Origin of the sequence: Streptomyces sp. SCUT-3, from assembly GCF_014083985.1 — a bacterium.
Taxonomy (GTDB): domain Bacteria; phylum Actinomycetota; class Actinomycetes; order Streptomycetales; family Streptomycetaceae; genus Streptomyces_H; species Streptomyces_H thermolineatus.
Genome location: NZ_CP046907.1, coordinates 4978341 through 5004646, shown reverse-complemented (window position 1 = coordinate 5004646; position 26306 = coordinate 4978341). Strand labels below are relative to the sequence as shown.

The following is a 26306-nucleotide window of genomic DNA, read 5'->3' as shown; positions in this document are numbered from 1 at the left end:
CCCGGAACGCGCCGCGGCCCCGTCCGCGCCGCGGGAACGGCACGGACGGGGCCGCGGGCCCGTCGGGTTCAGGCGCCGATGGCGTGCAGGCCTCCGTCGACGTGCACGATCTCGCCGGTCGTCTTGGGGAACCAGTCCGACAGCAGCGCGACGACACCGCGGCCGGCCGGCTCGGGGTCGGTGAGGTCCCACTTCAGCGGGGCGCGGGTCTCCCACACGCCGGCCAGCTCCTCGAAGCCGGGGATGGACTTGGCCGCCATCGACTTGAGGGGGCCGGCCGAGACCAGGTTGACCCGGATGTCGCGCGGGCCCAGGTCGCGGGCGAGGTAGCGGGAGGTGGACTCCAGCGCCGCCTTGGCCACGCCCATCCAGTCGTACTGCGGCCAGGCGACCTGCGCGTCGAAGTCCATGCCGACCACCGAGCCGCCGTTCTCCATGAGGGGCAGGCAGGCCATGGTCAGGGACTTCAGCGAGTACGCCGAGACCTGCACGGCGGTGGCCACGGAGTCCCAGCCGGTGTTGAGGAAGTTGCCGCCGAGGGCGTCCTGCGGGGCGAAGCCGATGGAGTGGACGACGCCGTCGAGGCCGGGGACGTGCTCGCGCACCCGGTCGGCGAGGGTGTCCAGGTGCTCCTGGTTCTGCACGTCCAGCTCGATCACCGGGGCCGGCTTGGGCAGCCGGTTGGAGATGCGCTCGACCAGGCTGAGCCGGCCGAAGCCGGTGAGCACGACCTCCGCGCCCTGCTCCTGCGCCAGCCTGGCGGTGTGGAAGGCGATGGAGGACTCGAGGAGGACGCCCGTGACGAGGATCCGCTTGCCGTTGAGAAGTCCGCTCATGGTGATCAGTGACCCATGCCCAATCCGCCGTCGACGGGAATGACGGCTCCGGTGATGTATGCGGCGTCGTCGGACGCGAGGAAGCGGACCGAGGCGGCGATCTCCGCCGGCTCCGCGTAGCGGGCGAGCGGGATCTGCCCGGCGATCTCGGCCCTGCGCTCCTCGCCCAGCGCCCTGGTCATGTCGGTGTCGACGAAACCGGGGGCGACGACGTTGATCGTGATGTTGCGCGAGCCGAGCTCGCGGGCGAGGCTGCGTGCGAAGCCGACGAGACCGGCCTTGGAGGCGGCGTAGTTGGCCTGCCCGGCCGAGCCCATCAGGCCGACCACCGAGGAGATCAGCACGACGCGGCCCTTGCGGGCGCGCAGCATCCCCCGGGAGGCCCGCTTGACGACGCGGAAGGTGCCGGTGAGGTTGGTGTCCACCACGGAGGTGAAGTCCTCCTCGGACATCCGCAGGAGGAGCTGGTCCTTGGTGACGCCGGCGTTGGCCACCAGCACCTCCACCGGACCGTGCTTCTCCTCGATCTCCTTGTAGGCCTGCTCCACCTGCTCGGGGTCGGTGATGTCGCACCTGACCGCCAGGCAGCCCAGGTCGGTCAGCTCCTGAGGGGGCTCGCCGGAACGGTAGGTGACGGCGACCTTCTCGCCGCTCTCGGCGAAGGCGCGCGCGATGGCGAGGCCGATTCCCCGGTTTCCTCCGGTGACCAGTACCGAGCGGCTCAAGGGAGCACCCTTCTCTGTTGTCGACTCTTCCTCCCGAAAGCTATCGGTCCGGACGGCGGGAGGAAGAACCGGCCTTCCACAGCGCCGTCACCGAGACCCTGTGGGATTCCTACAGTCGGCGGCGCCGGGCGCCGGCTCGCGGAAGGGCGCCGGAGAGGCGCCGGAGGGGAACCGGGAGCACACGGAAGGCACGCGGAAGGGACCCGGAGGCCGCGCGGGAGAGGCACCGGACGGGCCCGGGAACGCCCGGCGGGCCCGGGACTCCGGGGCTCCGGGGTCACCGGCCGTCCGGCGCCTTCTGCGTCCTCTGCGCGTCCAGGCCCCGGTGGACCAGGTCGAGCGCCCGGGCGGTGACCGCCCCGGGGTCGGCGCCGCCCTCGGCGGCCGCCATCGCCGCCTGCACCACTCCCCCGACCAGGCCGGCGCTGAGGTCGGGGTCGGGGACGCCCAGGTCGCGGACGGCCTCCGTCAACGGCGCCACCTGCTCCAGGTGCAGTTCCACGATCCTCTCGCGGCAGGCGGGGTGGAGGTCGGCGGCCATCAGGGCCGCGGCGGGCCGGTGGGCGCCCTCGGCCGCCAGCCGGACGGTGGTGGTGATGTAGGCGTCCAGGCGTTCCCCCGGGCCGGCCGCGCCCTCCATGGCCTCGGCCAGGGCGGCGTTCGCACGGGGGAACGCCTCCTCGACGACGGTGGCCAGCAGGGCCGCGGTGGAGTCGAAGTACTGGTAGACGCTGGAGCGGGCCAGGCCCGCCCGGGCGCCGACCGCCGCGGGGGTCACCGCGGAGGCGCCCTCGGCGACCAGGATGTCCACGGCCGCGTCGATCAGCGCCCGGCGCCGCTGGGCGTGGTGTTCGGCGACGGTGGCGGCGGTGATCTTCGGCATGCCGGGCGGACTCCTGCTGACTGGTCGGGTCGGTACGGGCGGTCCGGGCCGGCCGCGGGGGCCGGCCCGGACCGCCGGGGCGGCCGACCGGGTCAGGCGCGGGTCAGCCTGCCGTCCATCATCTCGTGGACGCGGTCGGCCGCGTCCAGGGTCGCCGTGTCGTGGGTGACCATGACGGTGGCGGTGGACTGCGCGTGGGTCTGCTCGGCGAGCAGCCGCACCGCCTCGGCCGCGCGGGCCCGGTCCAGGGCGGAGGTGGGCTCGTCCACGAGCAGCACGGACGGGGAGGCCATCAGGGCGCGGGCGAGGCCGGCCCGCTGGCGCTCGCCGCCGGAGAGCTGGTGCGGCCGGGCGCCGGCGCGGTGGGTGAGGTCCACCGCGGCGATCAGCTCGTCGGCGCGCTTGCGGGCGGCGGCGTCGAGGCGTCCGTCGATGTGCAGGGGCAGCAGGAGCTGCTCGCGCACGGTGAGGGAGGCCAGCAGGTTGGACTGCTGGAAGACGTAGCCGATGTGGCGGCGGCGGGCGGCGGTGCGTCCGCGCTCGTTCAGCGCGGTCAGCTCCGTGTCGTCGACGTGCACGGTCCCGGAGGTGGGGCGCTGGAGGCCGCCGGCGACGGCGAGCAGGCTGGACTTGCCGGAGCCGGAGGGGCCGACGACGGCGACGAACTCGCCGGGCCGCACCGTCAGGTCGACGCCGTCCAGGGCCGTGACGGCGGTGTCCCCGTCGCCCAGGACGAGGGTGACGCCGGTCAGCCGCAGGCCGGACTGCTCCCGGCCGGTTCCCTCCCGGCCGTCGGCGGCGGTGGTGGCGGGGGTGGTCATCGGTTGGCTCCCAGCGCGGTGAGGGGGTCGACGGCGGTGATGCGGCGGACGGCGACGACGGCGCCGATCACGCCCAGGACGATCAGCAGGCCGGAGGAGGTGCCCACGGCGGCGGCGGTGAGGGAGAAGGGGGCCTTGCCGATCATGGCGCTGCCCAGGGCCAGGCCGACCCCGGTGCCCGCGGCGGTCGACACGACCAGGACGGTGACGACCTGGGCCATGGCGTCCTTGAGGACGTAGCCGGTGGAGGCGCCGAGGGCCTTCAGCAGGGCGATCTCGGCCTTGCGCTGGACCGTCCAGACGGTGAAGAACGCGCCGACGACGAGGGCGGAGATGGCGTAGAGGAAGCCCTGGATCAGCGCCATGGTGCTGGACTCGGCGGTGTAGCCGGGCGAGGCCCCGTAGGTGGCCTCCTTGTCGTCGGCGCGGGTGCCGGTGGCCTTCTCGACGGCGGCGGTGTCGGCCCCGGGGGCCAGCTTCAGGGCGACGGCGGTGGCCTGGTCGCGGGCGGAGGCGGGCAGTTCGCCGGGGAGGCCGTAGTGCAGGTGGCGCCAGGTCTCCAGGTCGGCGTAGACGACGCCGATGTGGCCGTAGGAGGCGGTCTCGTCGACGGTGCCGACGACGGTCAGCCGGATGTCGCTCTTGTCGACGGTGAGCTCGTCGCCGACCTCCACGCCCTCGTCGGCGATCTCCCGGCTGATGACGATGCCGTTGCTGCCGGCCGCGATCCCCTTGCCCTCGGTGGGCTCGGGGGCGAGGTAGGAGTCGGAGGGCATGCCGAAGACGGCGAGGTTGACGTCGGCGCCCTTCTTCCGGCCCTCGGTGACCACGGCGTTCGCCAGGGTGTTGCCGAACGGCACGGCCTCCTCGACGCCGGGTGCCGCGGCCCACGCCCGCCAGTCCTCCTTCTCGACCGTGGAGCGGGAGAACTGCTCGCTGGTGGCCTTGGCGTCGAAGGCCATGTGGGTGTTGGGCAGGGCGCGCAGGCCGGAGATGCCGGCGTCGGCCAGACCCGAGGCGAGGCCGGACAGCAGCACGCCCAGGACGGCGATCAGCGCGACCACGGCTCCCATGAGGGCGAAGCGGCCGCGGGCGAACCGCAGGTCGCGTAGTGCGAGGAACACGGGGGACTCCCGGATACGGGGGGCACAGGACACGGGGTGGGCGGGGGACGGCGGGTCCGCACGCGGCACGGCGGTACCGGCGCGGGCAGCACTTTGCCGAACCTTGACGACACTCCTGTCGGCATCATAGGGCACGTTATCGACACGACTGTCGGCAACCCGTACGGCGCACCCCGCCCCCGCGCCCCCGGAGCGCTCCGCCCGCCCCGATTCGCACACCGCTCCCGGGAATTCATTCCCGGGAGTGAGATGCCAGGGCCTCGCTTGCGCAGCACACACGAACGGCTACAGACTGTGGCCGCTCGTCAGGGAGGTTCACACCCATGCCACACCGCCAAGCGCCCGCGGGGCGCATGTCAACCGTCCTCGGCCGGAAGCTGGGGGGCGAACTGCACCGGCTCAGGGACACCAGCGGCCTGTCGCAGCCCCAGGCCGCGGCCGCCCTGACCGCCACCCAGACCAAGATCGCCAAGATCGAGCGGGGCGTCTCCCCCGTGCGGGAGCCCGACCTGCACACCCTGTGCGACCTGTACGGGGTCGCGCGCAACAGCCCCCTGCGCAACCGGTTCCTCGCCCTGGCCCACGCGGACCGCCAGCGCCGCCGCGCCTCGGGCTGGTGGAAGGAGTACTCGGCCCTGGGCGACCTCGTCGAGTACATCCAGCTCGAGGACGGCGCGTCCACGATCCGCACCTACCAGAACCACCTGGTCCCCGGCCTGCTCCAGACCGCCCAGTACGCGCGGGCCGTCGCCTCCGCCGACGACGTGTGGCAGGACGCCGACGAGGTCGAGCACTTCGTCCAGGCCCGGCTGGCACGGCAGGCCCGGCTGACCCGCGAGAACCCCCTGCAACTGCACGCCGTCGTCTGCGAGGCCGCGCTGCGCCAGCAGGTGGGCGGCCGGACCACGATGCGATTCCAGCTCCAGCGCCTGGTGGAAGCCTCCGCCATGCCCAACGTCACCCTCCAGGTCCTGCCGTTCAGCGCGGGGGCGCACGCCTCGATGACCGGGCCGTTCGTCATCGTGGGGTTCGACGAGCCGACCTCGCTGGACGTGGTCTACGTGGAGACCGCCGGCACCACACTGTGGTTGGAGAGCGAGGAGGACGCGGAGCGTCATCGGGGGCTGTTCGACAACGTGTGCAGGTCCGCGCTGTCGCCGGACGAGTCCCGCACCCTGATAAGCGATCTGACCGAGGAGATGTAGGTGACCGACCCAACGGGGTTCGAGTTCCGCAAGAGCAGCTACAGCGGAGCCACGGGGGAGTGCATAGAGGTCGCACGGAACATAACGGGGGTCGTCGCCCTCCGCGACAGCAAGAATCCGGCGGGGCCGGTCCTGACCGTCCCCGCCCTGGCCTGGAGCGCCTTCGTGGCCGGCATAAGACGCAGCGCCTTCCCCCACACCTGACGCCGCGCACGGGCCCCCACGGCGGGCACTCCCCGGCAACGTGCGCCGGGAGTCCGCCGTGGGGGCCCGTACGGGTCGTCAGCCGACCAGTGCCTCCCAGGTGACCGGGCCGGCCTCGCCGTCCACCAGGAGCCGGTTGACGCTCTGGAAGTTCCGCACCGCCGTGTAGGTCACCGAGCCGAAGCCGCCGTCGACCACCAGTCCGGCGCTGCGCTTGTTGAGCGCGACCTGCAGGGCCCGCACGTGCGAGCCACTGCTGCCCTGCCGGAGCGTGTAGACCAGTTTCGGCCACGTCGCCGGGCCGACCTGCCCGTCGGCGACCAGGCCGCGCGACGCCTGGAACCTCTTGACCGCGTCGGACGACACCGGTCCGTAGTACCCGTCGGTCTCCAGCGCGTACCCGTGCTGCTTCATCAGGTACTGGACCACCTTCACGGTCTCGCCGTTCGCCCCCGGGTCGATGCGCGGCCAGCCGCCGCCCAGGTCGACACCGCGGGCGGCCATGAAGGCGACCGGGTCGACGGTGGAGCCCAGCCCGCCCGAGTGGGTCTCGAAGTGCAGGTGCGGCCCGGTGACGTTGCCCGTGGCCCCCATGTCGGCGATGCGCTGCCCGGCGGCGACCGTGGCGTTCAGGGCGACCCGGAACACGCTGAGGTGCCCGTAGTAGGTGTACTGCCCGTTGCCGTGCGCGATGACGAGGCCGTAGCCGGTGCGGCCCGTGAGCACGCCCGTGCCCCGCCGGACCACCGTTCCGGCGGCCGCCGCGTAGACCGCGGTGCCCACCGAGTTCGTGATGTCCTGCCCGGCGTGGGGGTAACTGCCGCGCGGCGCCCCGTAGTGCCCGCCGGAGGGGAAGTGCCCCAGGGCCGGGTTGCACCAGCGGGCGTCCTTCGGCGTCGCGGCGAACGCCCGCGCGGCCGGGCCCGCCAGGCCCGCCAGGGACATGCCGAGACCGGTGCCCAGGCCGGCCAGCAGGGTGCGCCGGGACACTCCCGGGACGGGCCGGGCCGCACGCGGTGACCGGGCTGTTGCCTCACTGTTCCGAATGCGCATCGTTTTCTCCTCGTGAGTGATGGACAGCGTGAACAGCAGGAGAGGTGCGGGACGGGCGGGTGCGGGACGCGCCCGGGAGGACGCGCCCCGCCCGTCCGGGGTCAGGGCAGCGGGATGCGCACGACCTGCGGGTCGTGGTCGCTCATCTGGACGGCGAACTCGCTGTTGACGTGCACGATGTCGTACGCGTACGCCGTCGAGGCCAGGGACGGCGAGATCAGGATGTGGTCCAGCACCTGGGAGTTGCCCTCGTAGACGTAGGTGTAGCGCTCCGCCGCGGGGAGCGTGCGGGGCAGGTCCACCAGGGATCCGCCGGCCGTCAGGATGTCGGCGGTGCGCGAGAACTCGAAGTCGTTGATGTCGCCGAGGACGATCACCCGCGCGTTGGCGTCGACGGCCAGGATCCGGTCGACGAAGGCGTCCACTGCGGCGGCCTGGGCGTGCCGCTGGGTCTCGCTGGAGCGGGTCGGCGGCTGCTTGCGGCCGAACAGCGGGTCGTCGCCGCCCTTGGAGTTGAAGTGGTTGGCGATGACGAAGACCGGCTTGCCCTTCCAGGTGAACTCGCCGGCCAGCGGCTTGCGGCTGCCGGAGAACGCCGAGTTCGACGGGTCGACGCGGCCCGGGGAGTACGTCAGCGCCGGCACGCCGCCGGTGCCGGTCACCGAGGTGGCCGTGGTCGCCGTCGCTCCGGGGCGGTCGGTGAAGGCCAGGCCGCGGTCCGTGCGGTACAGGAAGACCTGGCGGATGTTGCCGCCGGTCTGGCCGCCGTCCTGGTTGTTCGCCGGGTTGATCTGGCGGTAGGAGTAGCCCGGCCCGCCGGCGGCGCTGATCGCGGCGGTCAGCTTGGCCATGGTGCGGTCGGCCGCCACGGTGCCGTCGTCGGTGGGGCCGCTGTTGTCCTGGATCTCCTCGAGGGCCACCAGGTCGGGGGCCTTGAGGTTGTTCACGATCGTCCGGGCGAGCGCGTCGAAGGTGGCCTGCGGGTCGGACGGGTCCAGGTTCTCCACGTTGAACGTGGCGGCGGACAGCTGGTCCGCGGAGGGTGCCGCGGTGGTCTCGGCGGTGATCCCGCCTCTGGTCACCGAGGGGGTGGCGGTGGGCAGGAGCTTGAAGTTGCCGTACCCGTAGTCGAGGACGCCGACCGTGGAGCCGGTCAGGGTGTCGCCGACGTCCACCGTCGGGGTGGGCGCCAGGACGTCGTCCAGGATCACCCGCTCGGGGTTGTGGTCGCCGGACTGCACCACGATGCCGCCGCGGGCGCTGCGGGTGCCGCTGCCCTGCGGGACGACCGGGACCTCGCCGTAGGAGGAGCGGGGCCCGACGACCGCGGCGCCGTCGATCCGGACCCGCATGCCCTCCAGCGACTCCCAGAAGTCGATGCCGTCCGTGGCGGGCTGGAAGGTGCCGGAGGTCTCCACGTCGCCGGTGGCGTCGTCGTCGATCACGGCGCCCGGCGGGACCCGGCCGCCGGAGCCGACCACCGTCGCGGCGGGCAGGGCGGCGCCGGACGCGAGGACCGTCACCGCCGGGGAGGTGATCTCGGTGAGGGTCAGGGAGGTCGAGGCGCTGCCTCCGGAACGGTACTCGGTGACCGTGCCGGACACCTTCACCGAGTCGGCGACCGAGACGCCGGGCGCCGAACCGGCGTGGACGTAGATGCCCTCGCTGGTCGCCGGGTCGGAGTCCGGGGCGGCATCCTGCATCCAGAAGCCGGCAGCGCCCACCGCGGTGACCACGCCGGGCACGTCGGTGACGCTCTTCCCGGCCAGCGCCGAGACGTGGCGGGCGCCCTGGACGTCGCGGATGCGGGTGCCGCCGCCACCGCCACCGCCGCCGCTGTGGCTGGAGTTGCGCGGGGTCGGGGCGGACGCCGAGAAGTCGGCCGCGTTGTTGTCGGTGTCCGTGGCGCCGCCCGCGGCGCGCACCGCGGCGGTGGTGGCGGACAGGGTGGCGGTCGGGGAGGTCTCCGAGGAGGAGGCGCTGCTGCCGTAGCCGACGAAGTCCTTCACCCCGCTCCTGGAGGCGCAGCCGGTGCTGCAGGTCAGCGCCGTGCCGCCGGTGACGAGGGCGACCTTGCCCGTCGTGGCGCTCATCGCGGTGCTGCCGGTGGCGTCGGCGGCGGGCAGCGCCGAGCCGCTGCCGGTGCCGGCGGCCTGCTGCACCAGGTAGTACGCGCCGGGGGCGATGGTGCCCGACAGCGTGGTCCTCGTCCACGAGGAGCCGGTGGCGGAGGCGTACTGGACGGTCCAGCCGGTCACGGACACCGGGCCGGTCCCGCGGTTGTACAGCTCGACGAAGTCGTGGGTGTACGGGGATCCGGAGTTCCCGCCGCCGCCGTAGACCTGGCTGATGACGATGTCGGCGGAGGCCGCCTGCACGGCGCCGCCGCCGGTGAGGGAGAGCGCGGTGCCGGCCAGGGCGAGCGAGCAGCCCGCGGCCAGGGCGCGGTGACGGCCGCGGGCCGGTGGGGGTTTCAGGGACATGGGTGGGTGCTCCTGGGAGGGGAGGGAGATGCACGACCGACGTGCCACTGGGGGGTGTTACGCGTGTAGACGTGCAGCATGGTAGACGTTCATGACGAGTCCATGACACCCTCGGAAACTTCTTCCCACCCCACTCCCCCGGGCCCTGTCATACCCCCGGCCCTGCCTGCCCGGCGGTCCTTCCCGCCCCGCCGGGGCGGCGGGGCGGGAGGGGCCGGTGCGGGTCGGCGGCGGGTCAGAGGCGGGACAGCTCCTCGACCAGGTCGTCCAGGCCGAGGGAGCCCTGGGAGAGGGCGGCCATGTGCCAGGCCTTGAGGTCGAAGGCGTCGCCGCGGGCCCGGCGGGCCGCCTCGCGGCCGGCCAGCCAGGCCCGCTCGCCCAGCTTGTAGCCGATGGCCTGGCCGGGCAGCCCCAGGTAGCGGACCAGCTCGCTGTCGAGGACCTCGGAGGCCAGACCGCAGTACTGGCCGAAGAACTCGCGGGCGGCCCGCGGCGTCATCAGCTCGCCCGGCAGGTACGGGGAGTCGTCGGGGAAGTCCAGGCGGCAGTGCATGCCGATGTCGACGATCACCCGCAGCGCACGCATCATCTGCGCGTTGAGGTAGCCCAGGCGGGCCCCGGGGTCGGTGAGGTACCCGAGCTCGTCCATCAGGCGCTCGGCGTACAGCGCCCAGCCCTCGACGTTGGCGCTGACCGAACCGAGGCTCACCTGGTAGGTGGACAGGCTGCCGGCCACGTAGTTCCACTGCGCGAGCTGCAGGTGGTGGCCGGGGACCCCCTCGTGGTACCAGGTGCTGACCAGGTCCCACAGCGGGTAGCGGTCGTGGCTGCGGACGGGCAGCCAGGTGCGCCCGGGGCGGGAGAAGTCCAGCGAGGGCGCGGTGTAGTAGGGCGCGGCCGCGCTGCCCGGCGGGGCGATCATCGACTCCACCCGGCGGACGGGCTCGGCGAGGTCGAAGTGGGTTCCCTGGAGGTCCCGCATCGCCTGCTCCATCAGGTCCTGCAGGTGGCTGCGGGCCGCCTCGGCCCCGTGGATCGCGGGGCCCTCCTCCTCCAGGTACCTCATGGCCTCCGACGGGTCCGCGCCGGGCAGGACCCGTCCGGCTTCGGCCCGCATCTCGGCCTCCAGGCGGCGGAACTCGCCCCAGGCCCAGTGGTACGCCTCGTCGAGGTCGACGTCCGCGCCGTTCCAGTGGCGGACGAGGCGGGCGTAGCGCTCGCGGCCCACCGTGTCCGGGGTGTCGGCCGCGGCGGGGGCGTAGACGTCGCGCAGCCAGTCGCGCAGGTCCGTGAGGGCGGCGGTGGCGGAGGCTGCGGCCCGGTCCAGTTCGGGCCGCAGGGGCTGGGGCCCGCCGGCGGCGAAGTCGGCGAACCAGCCGTTGCCCGACTCCGTGCCCAGCCACTCGGCGAGCTGCCCGATCACCGTGGTGACCTGCTGCGGACCGGAGAGCAGGCCCTGCCTGATCCCCTCGGCGAGGGTGGCCCGGTAGCCGTCCAGGGCCTGCGGGACGCGTTCCAGGCGGCGGGCGATCCGCGCCCAGTCCTCGTCGGTGGCGGTCGGCACGAGGGTGAAGACGTCGCGCACCTCGTGCAGCGGGGACGCCAGGTTGCGGACGGTCCGCAGCCCCTCCCCCGCGTCGTGGACGGCGAGGGAAGCGGTCAGCCGCTCCCGCAGCAGCCGGGCGCAGCGCCGCTCGGCGACGGCGTCGATCCCGGGGGCGTCGCCCGCCGCGGCCTTCTCCACCATGGCCTTCTCCGCCGCGTCGAGCTCGGCGAGCGTGCGGCGGCCCAGGTCGGCGACGGCCTCCAGGCCGTCCGGGGACAGGTCGGGCAGCCGGGTGTCCTCCGGGTTGAGCCCGAGGTAGACGGCGGTCAGCGGGTCGAGGTAGGCGAGGGCCTGCACGTAGGCGTCGGCGACGCGCCGCGGGGTCGCCCACTCGGCGGGGATGGTGGAGTCCGCGGAAGTCGTGGGAGCGGCCGGGTCGTTGGGGCCGGCGATCGATTCATCGGTCATCCCGCCATCCTGGCGCACGGGACCGCCCGGCGGCCCTGCCTTTACCGCTGGGCCGTTGGATGTGCCCGAAGCTCCTCCGGGCCGACGAGTGGTACGGGTACGGGCCGCCCGCCCCGGAGCCTCCCCCGTCCGGGGCGGCCCGTCAGACGCGGTAGGCGCCCGGCGGCACGCCGTGGGCCGTGCCGTACGGGGTGAGGGCGAGCACGCCGGTGCCGCGCGAGGGCGTGTCCGGTCCGAGGCCGAGGGGGCTGACTCCGAGGGCCGCGGCGATCTCGGGCGCCAGACCGGACGCGGCCCACTGCCACTCCTCCTCGTCCTCCTCGCTCTCCTGCGCCGCGTCCCATTCGGGGGACAGACCCAGTTCGAGGCGGCGTGCCCGTTCCAGCGGCAGGGGCTCGCCGAGGGTGAGCAGTTCGTCCTCGCCCTCCCCCGTCTCGCAGTAGCGCCGCACGACGGCCCCGGCCTCGGCGATCAGCCACGCGGAGCCGTCCCCCTGGGAGCCGTAGTAGTACGCCTGGGCACGGCCGTAGCGGGCGCTGAGCTGCGTGCACAGGCGCAGCACGTCCTCCGCGCGCTCCTCGCCGCAGGGATCGCACCAGGCGCCGAGGACGAGGGTCCAGCCGTCCAGTTCGGGCGTGACGAAGACCCGCCCGTAACGTCGGGGGCTGTCGACAGGACGGTGGTGGACGTCCTGGTCGAGCACGTCCCGGGCGAGGGCGAAGGTCGCGGGCCTGGGGCGGGCGAGGCCCAAGGCCTCGACGACGCCGTCCCGGTCTCCCCCGGGAACGGCGATCCAGCGGCTCCAGCACGTTTCCAACGTCCCGGGGCGGTCGTCCGAGAGCCTGACGCGGACGAGCCGCTCGACCGCTGCCACGTCGGCGCGGGAGAGCGCCGCCTCCCCGCCGATCCGGGCGAGCACGGTCAGGGCTCGTGCCCGCAGCCGGCCCGGCCCCTCCTCCCGGGCGCGTCGGAGCAGGGGGACGGCCTCCTCCCCGAGCCGCTCCAGTGCGTCCTCCGCCTCCTGTGCGACCTTTTCGTCGGCGTCACCGAGCAGGGGCAGCAGATCGTGGGCCGCGAGGCCCCGCACGTCCTTCACCTGACTTCTCCCAGGATGCCCCGGCCTTCAGGCCGGGGAGGAATGGGTCCTTGGCACGGAGCCGCGAAGCGGCGGATTTCTGTGCGCATCTGTTCCGGCCTGGGCTTTCTTCCGTTGTCAGTGGGGGGGCCTAGGTTTCCGGCCATGATGACAGCAGCGGTGGCCGGCGGTGTGGCGGGGTGTGCCCGGTACACGTACCGGTTGCGGGTGTCGTCGACCGCGCTCGCCCGGTTGGAGGCGGAGTGGGCGCGGTGCCGGTGGGTGTGGAACGAGTGCGTGGCCGTCTCCCGCAGGATCCACGCCCTGAACAAGGCGTCCGGGGGGAGGGCCACGTGCGGTCCGGCGCAGCTGGACCGGATGCTGACCGCGGCCCGCGCCCAGCTGCCGTGGCTGCGCGAGGGCGCCTCCGTCCCGCAGCAGCAGACGGTGCGGGACTTCGCCGCCTCCCGCGCCAAGGCCCTGAAGGACCTCCGGGCGGGGCTGCCGGTACGGCGCAGGGCCGGGATGCCGCGGCACAGGAAGAAGCGCGAGGCTGATCCGACCTTGAACTACACCCGGCGCGGGTTCCGGCTCAAGGACGGCCGGTTGCATCTGGCCGGGGGGATCGTGCTGACCGTGGTGTGGTCCCGGGACCTGCCTGCCGATCCGACGAGCGTGCGCATCTACCGGGACGGTCCGGGGCACTGGTACGCCTCGTTCGTGGTGGCTGTCGCGGTGCAGCCGCTGCCCGCCACCGGCCGGGTGCTCGGCGTCGACTGGGGCGTGGCGGTGATCGCCACCACCACCTCCGACGCCCACGACCTGCCGCACCCCGGGCACGGCAAGGCCGCGGCGCAGCGGCTGGCCCGCTATCAGCGGATGATGGCCCGGCGCCGCCCGGCGCGCGGGCAGGCGGCCTCCGCCGGGTACCGGACCGCGCGGCGCCGGGCCGCGCGGCTGCACAAGAAGGTGGCGCGGCAGCGCACCGACACCGCCCGCAAGTGGGCCAAGCGCGTCGTCCGTGACCATGACGCGGTCGCGGTGGAGGACTTCCGCCCGAAATTCCTCGCCAGGACCACGATGGCGCGGAAGGCGGCCGACGCCGCGATCGGCGCGACGAAGGCGGCGCTGGTGGAGATGGGCCGCAAGCACGGCCGGGCCGTGCACCTGGTCCACCCCGCGCACACCACCATGGACTGCGCACGGTGCGGAGCGAGATCCAAGCACGCACTCCCGCTGTCCGAGCGAACGTACACGTGCGCCGCGTGCGGAGCCGTCTCGCCCAGGGACAAGAACTCCGCCCGCGTGATGCTCGTCCGGGCCGGTCTCGACCCGGCTGGCGCTGATCTTGTAAGACCTGCCACCTGCTAGGTGCCGGGCGGAGTGAGCCAGGAATCCTCCTCGTTCACGAGGAGGAGGAGTCAAGTCCATGACGGCTCCTCCCGGGGGCGTCGCCCGACGCCCGGGCGCCATGGTCGCGGACGGGTACGACAACGCGGGGCACGGGCGGGGAGAACGGTCCGGCAGACGAAGTACAAGGGCGGGTCCCGCTACCGATCGCCGGGGTGCCGGGGGAGGCTGGTGGGAACGACGGGGAGAGGAGTGCACGATGACCGACGACATCGGGGCCGACTGGTACGTGGACGGCCGCTGCACGAACTGCGACGCCGCCCGGCAGCTCGCGCCGGGTCTGATCGGGGAGGCGGACGGCCGCGCGGTGGTCCTGCGACAGCCGCGCGACGAGGCGGAGGAGCGCAGGATGCACGCCGCCGCACACGCCTGCCACACCCGGTCCGTGCGCCGTGCCTCCGGCAGGATCGTCGCGGTACCGGATCCGTTCCCCCTGCCCCTGGAGGAGGACCGCCTGTACCTGTGCGGGCACAACTCGCAGCGCACCGCGGGGGCCAACTCGTACCTGCTGCGCCGCCCGTCCGGGGCGGTGATGGTGGACACGCCCCGCTGGAGCGAGGCCCTGGCCGCGCGGTACGAGGCGCTGGCGGGACCGGTCACCGACGTCCTGCTCACCCACCGGGACCACGCCGCGCACGGCCGCCGCTGGGCCGACCGCCTCGGCGCCCGCCTGTGGATCCACGAGGGCGACCTGGACGCGGCCCCGGACGCCGACCGCGTCCTGCGCGGCACCGAACCGGCCGTTGTCGGAGACGGCCTGACCGCCTTTCCGTTCCCCGGCCACACCGCGGGCAGTGTCCTGTACGTGGCCGACGACCGGTACTGCTTCAGCGGCGACAGCCTCTACTGGTCGCGCACCACCGCCGACCTGGAGGTGTTCGACACTGTGACCTGGTGGTCGGTCACCGCGCTCGCCGCTTCCCTGGGGCGCGTGGCCGCCCGGCTCCGCTTCGAGTGGATCCTCCCGGGCCACGGCGACCGCCACCGCCTGCCCGCACCGGAGATGTCCCGCCGCCTGCGCTCCCTGGCCGAACGCGCCCGGGCGCTGCGCCCCCGGCCCGTCGACTTCACCGCCGTGCGCTGGTGAGGACGGGACGGACGGACGCCAGGGCGTGACCCGGCCGCACGAACGCTGCCGAGTACGGGCCGCGGACGGACCACGGACGATCCGCTGCGGACGTTCTACGGGCGGGACGTCGAGGCCCGGTCGCGGGGACCCGCCGTGAGGAGGTAGCGGACGCCGTCCTCGTGGGCGGTGAAGGTGTAGGTGCCGCCGTCCGCCAGAGCGGCCAGGGCGCGTTCGTGCTCGTGGCGGTCGCGCAACCAGTGACGGACCGGGCGGGCGGCGGCGGGGGCGAGTTGGTCGGCCACGTCCCGGCCGCGCAGGAGCAGCCAGCCGAGGGCGGAGGACGGCGAGCGAGTGCGGTACGAGCCCAGGGCGAACGCCAGATCGCCGCGGGCCGACACCGCAACGGCGTCGCACCGGTAGCCGGCACCGGTGGCGGCCCCGGACCCCAGGGGCGGTCCCTGCCCCGGGGTTGGGCACGGGGTCGGACACGGGGCAGGGGCAGGGGCAGGGCCCGGAGACGGGTCAGGGGCCGGACGCGGGCGCGGACGCGGGCGCGGACGCGGAGCCTGCCGGGCGGCCGGGGTCAGCACCCCTCCCCCGGCGCGGTCGCCGTCCGGCTGCGCAGGGCGACGTTCGCCCACACGGTCTTGCCGATCCCGTCGGGGAGCATGCGCGTGCCCCAGGCGAGGGCCAGGTTCTCCACCAGGAGCAGGCCCCGGCCCGACTCGGCCGTGTCGTCGCCCTCGGCCGGGGTGGCGAGGCGTGGCAGTCGGTCCGGGTCGGGATCGTGGACCTTGACGGACACCGTGGCCGGTCGCACCTCCACCCCCACGACCAGCGGCGCCCGCGCCCCGCAGGCGCGCACCGCGTTGCCGACCAGCTCGGACACGACGAGCTGCACCACGTCCACGGCGGCCCCCTCGGCACCGGCCGCGACGAGCACTTCGGCGGCCAACTCCCGCACCAGGGCGAGGCTCTGCGCCGAGGCGTTCACGTGCAGGACGAATCCCGACGGTCCGCTCCGCAGGTAGAAGCCGGGGGCGGTCCGCTCCCGGACCTCCTCCTCCACAAGGGCAGGCACAACGCCTCCAGACTGCGGCGCGGGGCCGCGCAAACTCTCAAGTGACCACGCTTCGCACGCATCGTTCTACGATGCGTGACGTAACTTTCGCGACAGCATGCCCTTTTGGAAATCGAACACGCAAGATTGTCACCCTCCTCATGGAATCGCCTTTTTGTTCCATGGGTTCGTGAACTCCAGAACGGAAGACTCTCTTCATGCCGAACGCGCGTCCGGCCCCGACCGTCCGACGTAGGCGCTTGGGGCAGACCCTGCGCCGCTTTCGCGGTGAAGCCGGTATGACGCTCGACAGAGCTGCCGAAGCTGTGGGGTGGACAGCTCCCAAGCTCTCCCGGATCGAGACCGCAAACGCACACATCCGCCCCGCAGACGTGGCAGCCCTGCTCCGGGTCTACGGAATGGACGACCCCGAGGTCATTGCCGCGTTGGAGGGGTTGGCCAAGGACGCGGGAAAGCGTGGCTGGTGGCAGACGTACAGCGGTGTCGTGTCACCCACGTATGCGGACTACATCTCCTTGGAGTCCGACGCCGACTGTGTGCGTGAGTTCGCCCCTCTGCTGGTCCCGGGGCTTCTCCAGGCAGCCTCCTACGCACGCGAGACCATCGCCGCAAACGCGATCACCCGCAGCCCGGAAGAAGTCATCGCCCTGGCGGAGGTTCGGCTGGCACGTCAGTCCGTCCTTGCACGCCCGGAACGCCCCTTGAAACTGTGGGCGGTCATCCACGAAGCCGCCCTTCACCAGAGGTTTGCGGTACGCCCCCACACCATGCGCGAACAACTGCGCAGGTTGCTCGACGCGGCCGAGATGCCCAACGTCACGATCCAGGTCATGCCCCTGAACGCGACCCCGCACCCCGGTAGCGTGAGCGGGTTCAGCCTCGTCGGCTTTCCCGGGCCCATGCCCGATGTCGTGCTTCTGGAGAATCTCCTCGGATCCGCCTACGTTGAGGGGGTCGACGAAGTACAGGTCTTCGCCGACGCCTTCGAGCGCATCGTCGCAGCCGCTCTACCGACAGATGACTCGTTGGCTCTCATCTCCCGTATGGAAGAAGGAAGCCGGAAGTGAACGACGATCACAAGGCGGAGCTGTACTCCTTCGACCTTTCGAGCGCCACGTGGCGCAAGTCCTCCGCCAGCGGCGGCGAGGGCAACTGCGTCGAGATCGCCGAGCTTCCCGGTGGCGGGGTCGCCGTGCGCGACTCCAAGCGGCCCGGGATGGAGCCGCTGCGCTACACCGCCGCCGAGTGGGACGCGTTCCGCCGGGGTGTCATAGCCGGCGAACTCTGATCCCGCCGGGCACCGCAGGGGCCGTCTCCCGTCCGTCACGGGAGACGGCCTCCGTGTTCGCCGGGCGGAGGATCTGCGGTCGATGGCCCCAGGGCCCGTTGCCCGGGAACGGAAACAGGAACGGGCGAACCACTGTCGTCCACAGGCGCTACGGTTCGCCCGTGATGCCCGAACGTTCTTCCCTCGTCGCCGAACTGGTTGATTCCTTCCCGGAGTTGCGCGAGTACTTCCGGACGGCGCTGCTCCTCGAACCGCAGCCCGGCGAGCCCGGCCCGCACGAAAGCTCCGTCGGCGGCCCGCTGCTGTGGCCGGCGGACGAGGAGTGGCCGGTGTGCAAGGAGGACCACCTCGTCGGCCACCACGAGGACCTGTCCGCCGAGGAGCGGTCCGTGCTCGAAGGAGCACGGCGGACGGGGGCGGAACGCCGCAGCGGCGGAAACAGCGTGCTCACCGAGGAGGAGGCCTCGGCCTACGACCGGATCTCCGCCCGGGGCGGAGTGATCGACACGGTGTCCTGGCAGGTGCACTCGCTGCGCCCGGAGACGCCTGCGACAGGTGTGGCGATGGTTCCGGTGCTCCAACTGTTCGCCGGGGACGTGCCCGGCGTCGAGTGGCCCGAGGGGACGGACCTGCTGCAAATCCTGTGGTGTCCCAACGACCACGACACCCCTCCGGGCCAGGAGCCGTACTACTTCGGCCCGACGGTGGCCCTGCGCCGACGCAGGGCCGGCGACGTGCGGGACGTGCTCGCCTCCCCGCCCGCACCCTGCCGGACCGCCGACCACTACTACCTGCCCCGGCCGTGCACGGTGGCCCCCGTCGAATCCCTGGATCTTCCCGACCGCGACGAACTGCCGCCGGACCTGTGGGAGCGGGTGGAGCGGTGGCGCGGCGGGGCGGGACGGACGGACTACTACGACCTCGCCTGTGTGCAGGGCTGGAAGCTCGGGGGGTGGCCGACCTGGCGTGTGACCGATCTGGAGGAGATCGACTGCGTCTGCGGCAGCCGGATGCGGCTCTTCCTCACGATCGACAGTGATGACGCTCCCGGACTCGTCATCGGAAGGGGCGGCAGGCTGCAGGTCTTCCAGTGCCCGGAGGACATCGGCCACCCCCTCCGGCTGAACACCCAGTAGGGCGGCGGGTTCCGGGACGTGCCGGGTGCGGACGGGCCCCGCCCGTCCGCACCCGGCACGTGTTCCCGGGCGGTCTCAACAGCTGTTGACCCACTTGTGGGACGAGATGTTGTCGTTGAGCGTCTGCCCGTGGCCCGAGTAGCCGGGCTTGTTGAAGTGCAGGTCGGTCAGGTTGTTCCAGTAGACGCCGTTGCGGAGGCAGGCCGAGGCACCCGTGTAGTTGACGCCCCAGTAGAGGAGGACGTCGTCGTAGGAGCCGGGGTAGCCGTTGTTCCACAGGGACGATGCCTTGTTGCGCATGTTCCCGCCGGGCGAGCAGGTGCTCCAGTCGGCGTCGTCCCCGTACCAGCGGCAGTGGGCGCCTCCCCGGTCGATGTGCTCGTAGGCGTACAGGTATCCGTCCGCCAGGGCGCCCACGGTGCCGGACTCGGCCGGGGAAGCGGAGGTGGAGGCGGCCGCGGACGCCCCCGTGCCGGTGGCGCCGGCGGCGGCGGGCGCGGCGAGGACGGCGGTTCCGCCCAGCGCCAGGGCGGCCAGGGCGGTCTTGAGCCTCGTGGTGGACATGCGTGGTCTCCTTCGGTGGGTTCGTTCCTTCTCGCCCGCCCGGGTCCGGGCGGGCTGCTCTGTGGGCCGGGCGGGTCACCCGGCTCGGACGGCGGACCGGGCGCGCGGGAGCGCCGCCCTCTCCAGGCGGGTCCTGTCGCGGATTTCGCCCCGGTACTGCTCGTCCAGTCGTCGGCCGTGGTGCCGGTCGAGGCGGCGGGCAGTGGCGGCCAGGCCGCTGTCGGCGGCGCATTCGGCCTCGTCGACCGCCGTGCGCACCTCCCGCCGCGACGGCGCCGTCCCGTGCGGTTCCGCGAACGCGGCGCGGGCCTCGCCGGGGTCGGCGTGGTCGTGGCCCCGCCGTCGCATGCACGAGGACCACTTGCCCACCGCCGTCGTATAGGCGGCGTCGTCGAGCACCCTGGCCCGCCGGATCGACGGGAGGGTGTCGGTGATCATCTGCGCGGTGAACCAGGCGTCGAGGTCGCCGTACAGTTCGCGTTGTGCCGCCGAGGTGCAGCCCTCGCTGCTCCTGCTGACCTGCGCCCCCATGGGCAGCGTCGCGTGCGGTCCGTCCTGCGGGTCGGTGCCGTTGAGCGCGGTGACGGCGGCCTGCCTGCGCTGCGGGGAGAGGCCCTGGAGGTAGCGGCGGTTGGGGTCCTCGGCGCGCAGGCGTTCGACGCGCTGCCGCAGGCCGCTGCCGTACCCGTGTTCGCGGGCCCAGTCGGCGTCGTCCACCGCGTAGGGGAAGTCCCGGTGCTCGGGCAGGGGGTTCTCCGGGGTCTTCCACAGCCGGAAGCCCGCCTCGCGCATGCACTGCTGCACCAGCGTCTGCTCGGCGTCGTACAACAGCGACTTCTCCCGGGCTGTCAGCGGTCGCGGGGCCGTGCCGTCGGCCTCGCGGGCCGCGCCGTCCTTCCGGGCCGCACCGCCGGCCTCCCCCGCGCCACCGCATCCCGTGGTGGCCGCGAGGCACAACAGCGCGGAGACCGCTCCCCGCGCGAGGCGCCCGGTGCGCCGTGTCACGTCCGGTTCTTCCGGCACGGTGCCCTCCCTGGTCCGTCGGTGTGCCGACCGGACGCCAGGATGTGGCCGGACGCGTCCGCGCCGCCATGCAGTGCAGTTCTGCCTTAAACGCGCAGATGAACCCGGACACGGGCCGCCGAGCGCGGCAGACCGTCCGAAAACAGGCGCGCGATCCGTCCGCCCGGTGGGCACACTGGGCGCTGCTGCGCGTCGGGGGACGGGGGAGACGAACCATGCTGCGCGTGCACTTCACTGCCCAGGATCTGGTGCGGGTGCGGATCGCCACGACCGCGGACCCGCTGTGGGAGACCGTGAACGGCTTCCAGTTGCTGCGCAAACGCGAGGCCGCGACGGTTTTCGGCCAGTGGCGGCGGCTCACCGGGCCGCGGCTGTCGTCGGCGGGCAGCCGGATGCTGGCCCCGCTGCTGCCGGCGTACGGGTACTTCCCGGACTTCCTCACCCCGGTGCTGCCCGGCGGCCCGGGCCTGGAGGCCGCGATCGACGCGATCGCCTCCACCCCGCGCCGGCAGTTGCGCCACGACCTGGCCGTGCTGGCGACCGAACGCAGGCTGCCGCCGTGGGTGTCGGCGCTGGCGGCCGGGGAGGCGGAGACCCTGCACCGGCTCGGCGAAGCGTTCCGCGTCTGCCACCGGGAGGCGGTCGCGCCGGTCTGGTCGCGGATCCGGGCCCACGTCGACGCCGACCGGGCCGCCCGGGGCCAGGCGTTCCTCGCAGGCGGCGTGGAGGGGGTGCTGCGGTCCCTGGGGCCGGCGTTCCGCTGGCGGTCGCCGGTGCTGGAGGCCGACTACCCGGTGGAGCGGGACCTCCACCTCGACGGGCGCGGGCTGCTGCTGCAGCCGTCCTTCTTCTGCTGGCGCATGCCGGTCACGTTCGTGGACGGCGCCCTGTCGCCGGTGCTGGTCTACCCCGTGCGGCCCGGTCCCGGCTGGCTGGAGGACGCGCCCGGCGGCGCGCCGCGCGCCCGGGACGGTGCCCGGGGCGGTGCCCGGGACGGGGAGGCCGGTGGCGGGCTCGGGCCGCTGATCGGCCGTACCCGCGCGGCGCTGCTGGACGCCGTCCGGGGCGGGTGCTCGACCGGGGACCTCGCCCGGCACCTCGGGGTGTCGGCGTCGGCGGTGAGCCAGCACGTGGCGGTGCTGCGCGACGCCGGGCTGCTCGTCAGCTCCCGGAAGGCCCAGCACGTCCTGCACACCATCACCCCGGAGGGCCGGGCCCTGCTGCGCGCGCCCCGCCGCCCGGTGGAGGCCCTCGTTCCCCGGCCTCCCGTCTGACGGCTCGCGGGGCCTGCCCGCCCCCGCCCGTCGGGGCGCGGGCCTCCCCGGGGCGCCTCAGGCCGTGCGGCGGACGGCGACGAGGGCGACGTCGTCGCCGAGGCGGGAGCGGGCGTGGTGCAGCAGGTCTCCCCGGACGGCCTCCAGCAGGTCGTCCGGGGCGTACCCGGTCCAGTCGGCGAGGCGGTCGGCGAGGGGGTAGAAGACGCCGTGCTCGTCGCGGGCCTCGCTGACGCCGTCGGTGTACAGGAGCAGGGTGTCGCCGGGTTCGAAGTCGACCGTGTCGACGTCCGTCGGGGCGCCCCCGAGGGTTCCGTCCAGGTCGCCCAGCCCCAGCGGGAGGTCGGGGACCTCCCGGTCGAGCGGGAGGACCTTGCCGTGCCGCAGGAGCAGCGGGGGCGGGTGCCCGCGGTTGACCAGGCGGATCGGGCCGCCGTCCTCGGGCACGTCCACCACGAGGGCGGTGACGAAGCCCTCCTGCATGCGCCGTTCCGTCCCCTTGCCGCCGGAGATGCGGCGCTCGGCCTCGGCCGCCTCCTCCACGTCCGCGCGGAAGCTGCATTCGAGGTAGGGGACCAGCACCGGCAGGGCCACGCAGGACCGGGCCGCCTGCCGGAAGGCGCCGAGGAGGTAGCTCACCGCCTCGACCGCGTCCATTCCCTTGCCCTGGACGTCGCCGACCATCAGCCGCACGGTGCCGTCGACGCGGGCGGCCGCGTACAGGTCGCCGCCGATGGCCGCCTCGTCGTCGGCCGCCAGGTACAGGGAGGCGATCTCCAGGGAGCCCAGCCTGCGGGGCAGCGGCCGCAGCAGGACCTTCTGCGTCACCTCGGCCACCCAGCGCGCCTGGGCCAGTTCCTTCTCCCTGCGCCGGCGCACGCCGGCGGCCCACATCGCGGCCGCGCCGATCAGCACGGTGGTCACCATCTGGACGACGAAGTTCGCCTCGTACAGCTGCAGGTTCGCCTGTGCCGCCCCGGCCACGCAGAGCAGGGTCACCGCGAGGACGACCAGCACGCCCATCGGGCTGCAGAAGACGGCGGCCAGGGCGGGCCCGGCAGCCATGAGGGGGCCGAGACGGATGTCCGGTGTGGTGAACTCCTCTATCGCCAGGAGGCCGAGCGGGAACGCGAGCATCATGGCCGTGATCGACCGCGGGTGGCGCCACAGGCGTACGGCGCGGGAGCGCTCGCCGGGGTCGCCAGATGCCATGTCTGAAAAGCTACCGCCGAGTGGCCGGTTTCTCCTGCGGACCCGGACCGCCCCCAGTCCGTCCGCCTCCCGCCCGCTCCCTGCCCGCTCCCGCCCGCTCCCTGCCCGCCGCCTCCTGCGGCGGCGGCCGGGACGGGTGCGGCATGATCGGGTCGGACGGCCGCGACCCACGGGAGGATGCCGTGCCCCATCAGATCGACGAGACGTTCCTGACGTTGCCGTTGCGGCGCCTGGCGGACGCAGCGCTCACCCGGGCCCGGGAGCTGGGGGCCGATCACGCGGACTTCCGCTTCGAGCGGGTGCGCAACGCCGCGTGGCGGCTGCGGGACGCGCGCCCGTCCGGCTCCTCGGACACCACCGACACCGGTTTCGCCGTGCGCGTCGTGCACGGCGGGGCGTGGGGGTTCGCCTCGGGCGTGGACCTGACGGCGGAGGCCGCCGCGCGGGTCGCCGAGCAGGCGGTGGCCATGGCGCGGCTGTCGGCGCAGGTGATCGCGGCGGCCGGGTCGGACGAGCGGGTGGAGCTGGCGGACGAGCCGGTGCACGCCGACGCCCGCTGGGTCTCCTCCTACGAGGTCGACCCGTTCGCGGTGCCGGACGCGGACAAGCCGGCGCTGCTGGCCGAGTGGAGCTCGCGGCTGCTGCGCGCCGAGGGCGTCTCCCACGTCGACGCCTCGCTGCTGACCGTCAAGGAGAACAAGTTCTACGCCGACACCGCCGGCACGACGACCGTCCAGCAGCGGGTGCGGCTGCACCCGGAGCTGACCGCGGTGGCGGTGGACGCGGTCTCCGGCGCGTTCGAGACCATGCGCACCCTCGCCCCTCCGGCGGGCCGCGGCTGGGAGTACCTGACGGGCACGGGCTGGGACTGGGACGGCGAGCTGGAGCGCATCCCCGGCCTGCTGGCGGAGAAGCTGCGGGCGCCGTCGGTCGAGCCGGGCCGCTACGACCTGGTGGTCGACCCGTCCAACCTGTGGCTGACGATCCACGAGTCGGTGGGGCACGCCACCGAGCTGGACCGGGCCCTGGGCTACGAGGCGGCGTACGCGGGCACCTCGTTCGCCACGTTCGACCGGCTGGGCACGCTGCGCTACGGCTCGGAGCTGATGAACGTCACGGGCGACCGCACGGCCGAGCACGGTCTGGCGACCGTCGGCTACGACGACGAGGGCGTGGCCGCGCAGGAGTGGGACCTGGTCACCGGCGGCGTGCTCACCGGCTACCAGTTGGACCGCCGGATCGCCCGGCTGGCCGGTTTCGAGCGTTCCAACGGCTGCGCGTACGCCGACTCCCCCGCACACGTGCCGGTGCAGCGGATGGCCAACGTCTCGCTGAGGCCCGCGCCGGACGGGCCCTCGACCGAGGAGCTGATCTCCGGCGTGGAGCGGGGGCTGTACCTGGTCGGCGACAAGTCGTGGTCGATCGACATGCAGCGCTACAACTTCCAGTTCACCCAGCAGCGGGCGTTCCTCATCGAGAACGGCGAACTGGCCGGTCAGGTCAGGGACGCCGCCTACCAGGCGACGACCACCGACTTCTGGGGCTCGATGGAGGCCGTCGGCGGCCCGCAGACGTACGTGCTGGGCGGTGCGTTCAACTGCGGGAAGGCCCAGCCGGGGCAGGTCGCGGCCGTCTCGCACGGCTGCCCGTCCGCGCTGTTCCGCGACGTCACCATCCTCAACACCGCTCAGGAGGCAGGCCGATGAACAGCAGCACGGGCAACGGCGCCACGGGCACGGCGCGGACGGCGGGCGCCGCGGGCACGGCGCGTCCGGTCTCCCCGTCGGAGATCATCGAGCGGGCGCTGGAGCTGTCCCGCGCGGACGGCTGCGTGGTGATCGCCGACGAGGAGTCGTCGGCGAACCTGCGCTGGGCGGGCAACGCCCTGACCACCAACGGCGTCACCCGCGGCCGCACGCTCACCGTGATCGCCACCGTCGACGGGACGCAGGGCACCGCCTCCGGGGTGGTGTCCCGCTCCGCGGTGACCGCCGACGAGCTGGAGCCGCTGGTGCGGGCGGCGGAGGCGGCCGCCCGCGAGGCGGGCCCGGCCGAGGACGCGCAGCCGCTGCCGCCCTCCCGGCCGTCCTCCCCCGACTTCGCCGAGCCGCCGGCCGAGACCTCCGGGGAGGTCTTCGCGGCCTTCGCCCCGGCCCTGGGCGAGGCGTTCGCCCGCGCCCGCTCCGGCGGCCGGGAGCTGTACGGCTTCGCGCACCACCTCATGACCTCCACCTACCTGGGCACCTCCTCGGGCCTGCGGCTGCGGCACGACCAGCCGACGGGAACGCTGGAGCTGAACGCCAAGTCGCCCGACCGCACGCGCTCCGCCTGGGCCGGGCAGGCCACCTCGGACTTCCGCGACGTGGACCCGCTGGCGACGGACGAGGACCTGGCGCGCAGGCTGGAGTGGGCGCGGCGCACGGTGGAACTGCCCGCCGGGCGGTACGAGACGCTGCTGCCGCCGTCGGCCGTGGCCGACCTGCTGGTCTACCAGATGTGGTCCGCCGGGGGGCGGGACGCCGCCGAGGGCCGCAGCGTCTTCAGCCGGCCCGGCGGGGGCACCCGGGTCGGCGAGCGGCTGGCGCGGCTGCCGCTGACGCTGCGCAGCGACCCGGCCGAGCCGGGCATCGAGTCGGCGCCGTTCGTGATCGCCCACTCCTCGGGCAGTGACGCGTCGGTGTTCGACAACGGGCTGGAGCTGGGCCGGACCGACTGGATCCGCGAGGGCGTGCTGGCGAACCTGTCCACCACCCGGCACACCGCCGCCCTGACGGGCCTGCCGCTCGCCCCGCAGGTGGACAACCTGGTGCTGGAGGGGGGCGGGGAGCAGTCGCTGGAGGAGATGGCGGCCCGCACCGACCGCGGGCTGCTGCTGACCTGCCTGTGGTACATCCGCGAGGTCGACCCCGCGACCCTGCTGCTGACCGGGCTCACCCGGGACGGCGTCTACCTGGTGGAGAACGGCGAGGTGACGGGCGCGGTGAACAACTTCCGGTTCAACGAGTCGCCGGTGGACCTGCTGGGCCGGGCCACCGAGGCGGGGGCCACCGTGCGCACCCTGCCGCGCGAGTGGGGCGACTGGTTCACCCGGGCCGCGATGCCGCCGCTGCGGGTGCCGGACTTCAACATGAGCTCGGTCAGCCGGGGGGTGTAGCGGATGCCGTCGGGGGGTGCGGGAGCGGACGCGAAGCGGGCGGTGCGGATCTCGAAGTTCCTCGCCCTGGTGCTGCGGCACGATCCGGCCGCGGCCGGGGTCGTCCTGGACCGGGAGGGCTGGGTGGAGGTGGACGTCCTGATCCGCGCCTGCGCGGCGGCGGGGCGCCCCTTCACCCGGGCCGAACTGGAGCACGTGGTGGCGACCAGCGACAAGAAGCGCTTCGCCCTCTCCGCGGACGGCCGCCGGATCCGGGCCGGCCAGGGGCATTCGGTGGACGTCGACCTGGGCCTGCCCGCCGTGGAGCCGCCCGCGGTGCTCCACCACGGCACGGCCTCGCGCGCCCTGCCGCTGGTCCTGCGGGAGGGGCTGAGGCCGATGTCCCGGCAGGACGTGCACCTGTCGGCGGACGCGGCCACGGCACGGCGCGTGGGGGCGCGGCACGGGCGTCCGGTGGTGCTGGCGGTCGACGCGGCCGCGGCGGCACGCGCCGGCCACGCCTTCCGGGTCAGCGCCAACGGGGTGTGGCTGACCGACCGGGTGCCGCCGGAGTTCCTGCGGGTGCTGCCGGACACGCCCTGAGCCCGGCCGGCCCCGCCCTGTCGGGCGCCCGGTCGGGCGGGGCAGGGCGGGGCCGGGCGGGCAGGGCGGGACAAGGTTGGCGGGGCCGCG

Annotated in this window: 25 protein-coding genes; 11 read left to right on the top strand and 14 right to left on the bottom strand. The window is 73.8% G+C overall.

Annotated elements, in window-relative coordinates; all coding sequences use genetic code 11:
• Window positions 1-68 precede the first annotated feature (68 nt).
• The 5 genes from fabI to GQS52_RS22040 all read right to left on the bottom strand — a co-directional run bounded on the left by fabI (window position 69) and on the right by GQS52_RS22040 (window position 4389).
• A complete protein-coding gene (gene fabI / locus GQS52_RS22060) occupies window positions 69-836 on the bottom strand; it encodes an enoyl-ACP reductase FabI (protein WP_182315081.1) in 768 nt (255 codons plus the stop codon).
• 5 nt (window positions 837-841) lie between these two features.
• Window positions 842-1561, bottom strand: coding sequence for a 3-oxoacyl-[acyl-carrier-protein] reductase (fabG, locus tag GQS52_RS22055; protein WP_182315080.1), 720 nt, complete (start codon window positions 1559-1561; stop codon window positions 842-844).
• Window positions 1562-1838: 277 nt separating this feature from the next.
• Window positions 1839-2444: a TetR/AcrR family transcriptional regulator gene (locus tag GQS52_RS22050; protein ID WP_182315079.1), complete on the bottom strand. Its 606-nt coding sequence runs from the start codon at window positions 2442-2444 to the stop codon at window positions 1839-1841.
• A 92-nt stretch (window positions 2445-2536) separates the two neighbouring features.
• Complete coding sequence (locus tag GQS52_RS22045) at window positions 2537-3265, bottom strand: ABC transporter ATP-binding protein (protein ID WP_182315078.1); 729 nt, start codon at window positions 3263-3265, stop codon at window positions 2537-2539.
• Window positions 3262-4389 carry an ABC transporter permease gene (locus tag GQS52_RS22040; protein WP_182315077.1) on the bottom strand — a complete coding sequence of 376 codons (1128 nt, stop codon included), beginning with the start codon at window positions 4387-4389 and terminating at the stop codon, window positions 3262-3264. Before GQS52_RS22040 ends, GQS52_RS22045 begins: the two co-directional genes overlap by 4 nt.
• A gap of 353 nt (window positions 4390-4742) precedes the next feature.
• Between GQS52_RS22040 and GQS52_RS22035 the strand changes: the two genes are divergently transcribed.
• Window positions 4743-5594, top strand: coding sequence for a helix-turn-helix transcriptional regulator (locus GQS52_RS22035; RefSeq protein ID WP_259370906.1), 852 nt, complete (start codon window positions 4743-4745; stop codon window positions 5592-5594).
• The gene (locus tag GQS52_RS22030) at window positions 5595-5798 is read left to right on the top strand and encodes a DUF397 domain-containing protein (RefSeq protein ID WP_182315075.1); all 204 of its coding nucleotides are present in this window, start codon (window positions 5595-5597) and stop codon (window positions 5796-5798) included.
• Between the two features lie 78 nt (window positions 5799-5876).
• Here GQS52_RS22030 and GQS52_RS22025 read toward each other — a convergent pair whose 3' ends face one another.
• From GQS52_RS22025 to GQS52_RS22010, 4 genes are all read right to left on the bottom strand, one after another.
• Window positions 5877-6743, bottom strand: a complete 867-nt coding sequence (locus tag GQS52_RS22025; protein ID WP_182316634.1) for a peptidoglycan-binding protein — start codon at window positions 6741-6743, stop codon at window positions 5877-5879.
• Window positions 6744-6952: 209 nt separating this feature from the next.
• Window positions 6953-9334, bottom strand: coding sequence for a lamin tail domain-containing protein (locus GQS52_RS22020; protein ID WP_182315074.1), 2382 nt, complete (start codon window positions 9332-9334; stop codon window positions 6953-6955).
• 235 nt (window positions 9335-9569) lie between these two features.
• Window positions 9570-11348, bottom strand: coding sequence for a DUF885 domain-containing protein (locus tag GQS52_RS22015; protein WP_182315073.1), 1779 nt, complete (start codon window positions 11346-11348; stop codon window positions 9570-9572).
• Window positions 11349-11490: 142 nt separating this feature from the next.
• A complete protein-coding gene (locus tag GQS52_RS22010; RefSeq protein ID WP_259370905.1) occupies window positions 11491-12444 on the bottom strand; it encodes a hypothetical protein in 954 nt (317 codons plus the stop codon).
• 144 nt (window positions 12445-12588) lie between these two features.
• On the opposite strand from GQS52_RS22010, the gene GQS52_RS22005 reads away from it, so the two are divergent.
• Together GQS52_RS22005 and GQS52_RS22000 are read left to right on the top strand one after the other, a co-directional pair.
• Window positions 12589-13794 carry an RNA-guided endonuclease TnpB family protein gene (locus GQS52_RS22005; protein WP_220472785.1) on the top strand — a complete coding sequence of 402 codons (1206 nt, stop codon included), beginning with the start codon at window positions 12589-12591 and terminating at the stop codon, window positions 13792-13794.
• A 238-nt stretch (window positions 13795-14032) separates the two neighbouring features.
• Window positions 14033-14920 carry an MBL fold metallo-hydrolase gene (locus tag GQS52_RS22000; RefSeq protein ID WP_182315072.1) on the top strand — a complete coding sequence of 296 codons (888 nt, stop codon included), beginning with the start codon at window positions 14033-14035 and terminating at the stop codon, window positions 14918-14920.
• 95 nt (window positions 14921-15015) lie between these two features.
• Here the strand turns inward: GQS52_RS22000 and GQS52_RS21995 are convergent, their stop codons facing one another.
• Both GQS52_RS21995 and GQS52_RS21990 read right to left on the bottom strand, forming a co-directional pair.
• On the bottom strand, window positions 15016-15300 hold the full coding sequence (locus tag GQS52_RS21995) for a hypothetical protein (RefSeq protein WP_182315071.1): 285 nt from the start codon (window positions 15298-15300) through the stop codon (window positions 15016-15018).
• Window positions 15301-15485: 185 nt separating this feature from the next.
• Window positions 15486-15983, bottom strand: coding sequence for an ATP-binding protein (locus GQS52_RS21990; protein WP_182315070.1), 498 nt, complete (start codon window positions 15981-15983; stop codon window positions 15486-15488).
• A 197-nt stretch (window positions 15984-16180) separates the two neighbouring features.
• On the opposite strand from GQS52_RS21990, the gene GQS52_RS21985 reads away from it, so the two are divergent.
• The 3 genes from GQS52_RS21985 (at window position 16181) to GQS52_RS21975 (ending at window position 18407) form a co-directional block, all read left to right on the top strand.
• Complete coding sequence (locus GQS52_RS21985) at window positions 16181-17050, top strand: helix-turn-helix transcriptional regulator (protein WP_182315069.1); 870 nt, start codon at window positions 16181-16183, stop codon at window positions 17048-17050.
• Window positions 17047-17271 carry a DUF397 domain-containing protein gene (locus tag GQS52_RS21980; protein WP_182315068.1) on the top strand — a complete coding sequence of 75 codons (225 nt, stop codon included), beginning with the start codon at window positions 17047-17049 and terminating at the stop codon, window positions 17269-17271. Before GQS52_RS21985 ends, GQS52_RS21980 begins: the two co-directional genes overlap by 4 nt.
• 164 nt (window positions 17272-17435) lie before the next feature.
• Window positions 17436-18407: a hypothetical protein gene (locus GQS52_RS21975; RefSeq protein ID WP_182315067.1), complete on the top strand. Its 972-nt coding sequence runs from the start codon at window positions 17436-17438 to the stop codon at window positions 18405-18407.
• Between the two features lie 75 nt (window positions 18408-18482).
• Here the strand turns inward: GQS52_RS21975 and GQS52_RS21970 are convergent, their stop codons facing one another.
• The gene (locus GQS52_RS21970) at window positions 18483-18971 is read right to left on the bottom strand and encodes a peptidase inhibitor family I36 protein (protein WP_182315066.1); all 489 of its coding nucleotides are present in this window, start codon (window positions 18969-18971) and stop codon (window positions 18483-18485) included.
• Window positions 18972-19046: 75 nt separating this feature from the next.
• Window positions 19047-19994 carry a hypothetical protein gene (locus GQS52_RS21965; protein WP_182315065.1) on the bottom strand — a complete coding sequence of 316 codons (948 nt, stop codon included), beginning with the start codon at window positions 19992-19994 and terminating at the stop codon, window positions 19047-19049.
• Between the two features lie 215 nt (window positions 19995-20209).
• Between GQS52_RS21965 and GQS52_RS21960 the strand changes: the two genes are divergently transcribed.
• Window positions 20210-21268 carry a helix-turn-helix domain-containing protein gene (locus GQS52_RS21960; protein WP_182315064.1) on the top strand — a complete coding sequence of 353 codons (1059 nt, stop codon included), beginning with the start codon at window positions 20210-20212 and terminating at the stop codon, window positions 21266-21268.
• A gap of 57 nt (window positions 21269-21325) precedes the next feature.
• Here GQS52_RS21960 and GQS52_RS21955 read toward each other — a convergent pair whose 3' ends face one another.
• Window positions 21326-22480, bottom strand: coding sequence for a PP2C family protein-serine/threonine phosphatase (locus GQS52_RS21955; protein WP_182315063.1), 1155 nt, complete (start codon window positions 22478-22480; stop codon window positions 21326-21328).
• 182 nt (window positions 22481-22662) lie between these two features.
• Here GQS52_RS21955 and GQS52_RS21950 point away from each other — a divergent pair, with 182 nt between their 5' ends.
• From GQS52_RS21950 to GQS52_RS21940, 3 genes are read left to right on the top strand one after another with little or no spacing between them, the layout of a single operon-like run.
• On the top strand, window positions 22663-24186 hold the full coding sequence (locus tag GQS52_RS21950) for a TldD/PmbA family protein (protein ID WP_182315062.1): 1524 nt from the start codon (window positions 22663-22665) through the stop codon (window positions 24184-24186).
• Window positions 24183-25634 (top strand): metallopeptidase TldD-related protein, encoded by a 1452-nt coding sequence (locus GQS52_RS21945; RefSeq protein ID WP_182315061.1) that lies wholly within the window; start codon window positions 24183-24185, stop codon window positions 25632-25634. The genes GQS52_RS21950 and GQS52_RS21945 overlap by 4 nt, the downstream gene beginning before the upstream one ends.
• A gap of 3 nt (window positions 25635-25637) precedes the next feature.
• Window positions 25638-26216, top strand: a complete 579-nt coding sequence (locus GQS52_RS21940; RefSeq protein ID WP_182315060.1) for an RNA 2'-phosphotransferase — start codon at window positions 25638-25640, stop codon at window positions 26214-26216.
• Window positions 26217-26306 lie beyond the last annotated feature (90 nt).

Excerpts from the sequence above, each read along its gene's own strand:
- fabI (WP_182315081.1), bottom strand. The coding sequence starts at position 836 with ATGAGCGGACTTCTCAACGGCAAGCGGATCCTCGTCACGGGCGTCCTC.
- GQS52_RS22050 (WP_182315079.1), bottom strand. The coding sequence starts at position 2,444 with ATGCCGAAGATCACCGCCGCCACCGTCGCCGAACACCACGCCCAGCGG.
- GQS52_RS22045 (WP_182315078.1), bottom strand. The coding sequence starts at position 3,265 with ATGACCACCCCCGCCACCACCGCCGCCGACGGCCGGGAGGGAACCGGC.
- GQS52_RS22035 (WP_259370906.1), top strand. The coding sequence starts at position 4,743 with ATGTCAACCGTCCTCGGCCGGAAGCTGGGGGGCGAACTGCACCGGCTC.
- GQS52_RS22025 (WP_182316634.1), bottom strand. The coding sequence starts at position 6,743 with ATGTCCCTGGCGGGCCTGGCGGGCCCGGCCGCGCGGGCGTTCGCCGCG.
- GQS52_RS22020 (WP_182315074.1), bottom strand. The coding sequence starts at position 9,334 with ATGTCCCTGAAACCCCCACCGGCCCGCGGCCGTCACCGCGCCCTGGCC.
- GQS52_RS22015 (WP_182315073.1), bottom strand. The coding sequence starts at position 11,348 with ATGACCGATGAATCGATCGCCGGCCCCAACGACCCGGCCGCTCCCACG.
- GQS52_RS22005 (WP_220472785.1), top strand. The coding sequence starts at position 12,589 with ATGATGACAGCAGCGGTGGCCGGCGGTGTGGCGGGGTGTGCCCGGTAC.
- GQS52_RS22000 (WP_182315072.1), top strand. The coding sequence starts at position 14,033 with ATGACCGACGACATCGGGGCCGACTGGTACGTGGACGGCCGCTGCACG.
- GQS52_RS21985 (WP_182315069.1), top strand. The coding sequence starts at position 16,181 with ATGCCGAACGCGCGTCCGGCCCCGACCGTCCGACGTAGGCGCTTGGGG.
- GQS52_RS21975 (WP_182315067.1), top strand. The coding sequence starts at position 17,436 with ATGCCCGAACGTTCTTCCCTCGTCGCCGAACTGGTTGATTCCTTCCCG.
- GQS52_RS21970 (WP_182315066.1), bottom strand. The coding sequence starts at position 18,971 with ATGTCCACCACGAGGCTCAAGACCGCCCTGGCCGCCCTGGCGCTGGGC.
- GQS52_RS21960 (WP_182315064.1), top strand. The coding sequence starts at position 20,210 with ATGCTGCGCGTGCACTTCACTGCCCAGGATCTGGTGCGGGTGCGGATC.
- GQS52_RS21955 (WP_182315063.1), bottom strand. The coding sequence starts at position 22,480 with ATGGCATCTGGCGACCCCGGCGAGCGCTCCCGCGCCGTACGCCTGTGG.
- GQS52_RS21945 (WP_182315061.1), top strand. The coding sequence starts at position 24,183 with ATGAACAGCAGCACGGGCAACGGCGCCACGGGCACGGCGCGGACGGCG.
- GQS52_RS21940 (WP_182315060.1), top strand. The coding sequence starts at position 25,638 with ATGCCGTCGGGGGGTGCGGGAGCGGACGCGAAGCGGGCGGTGCGGATC.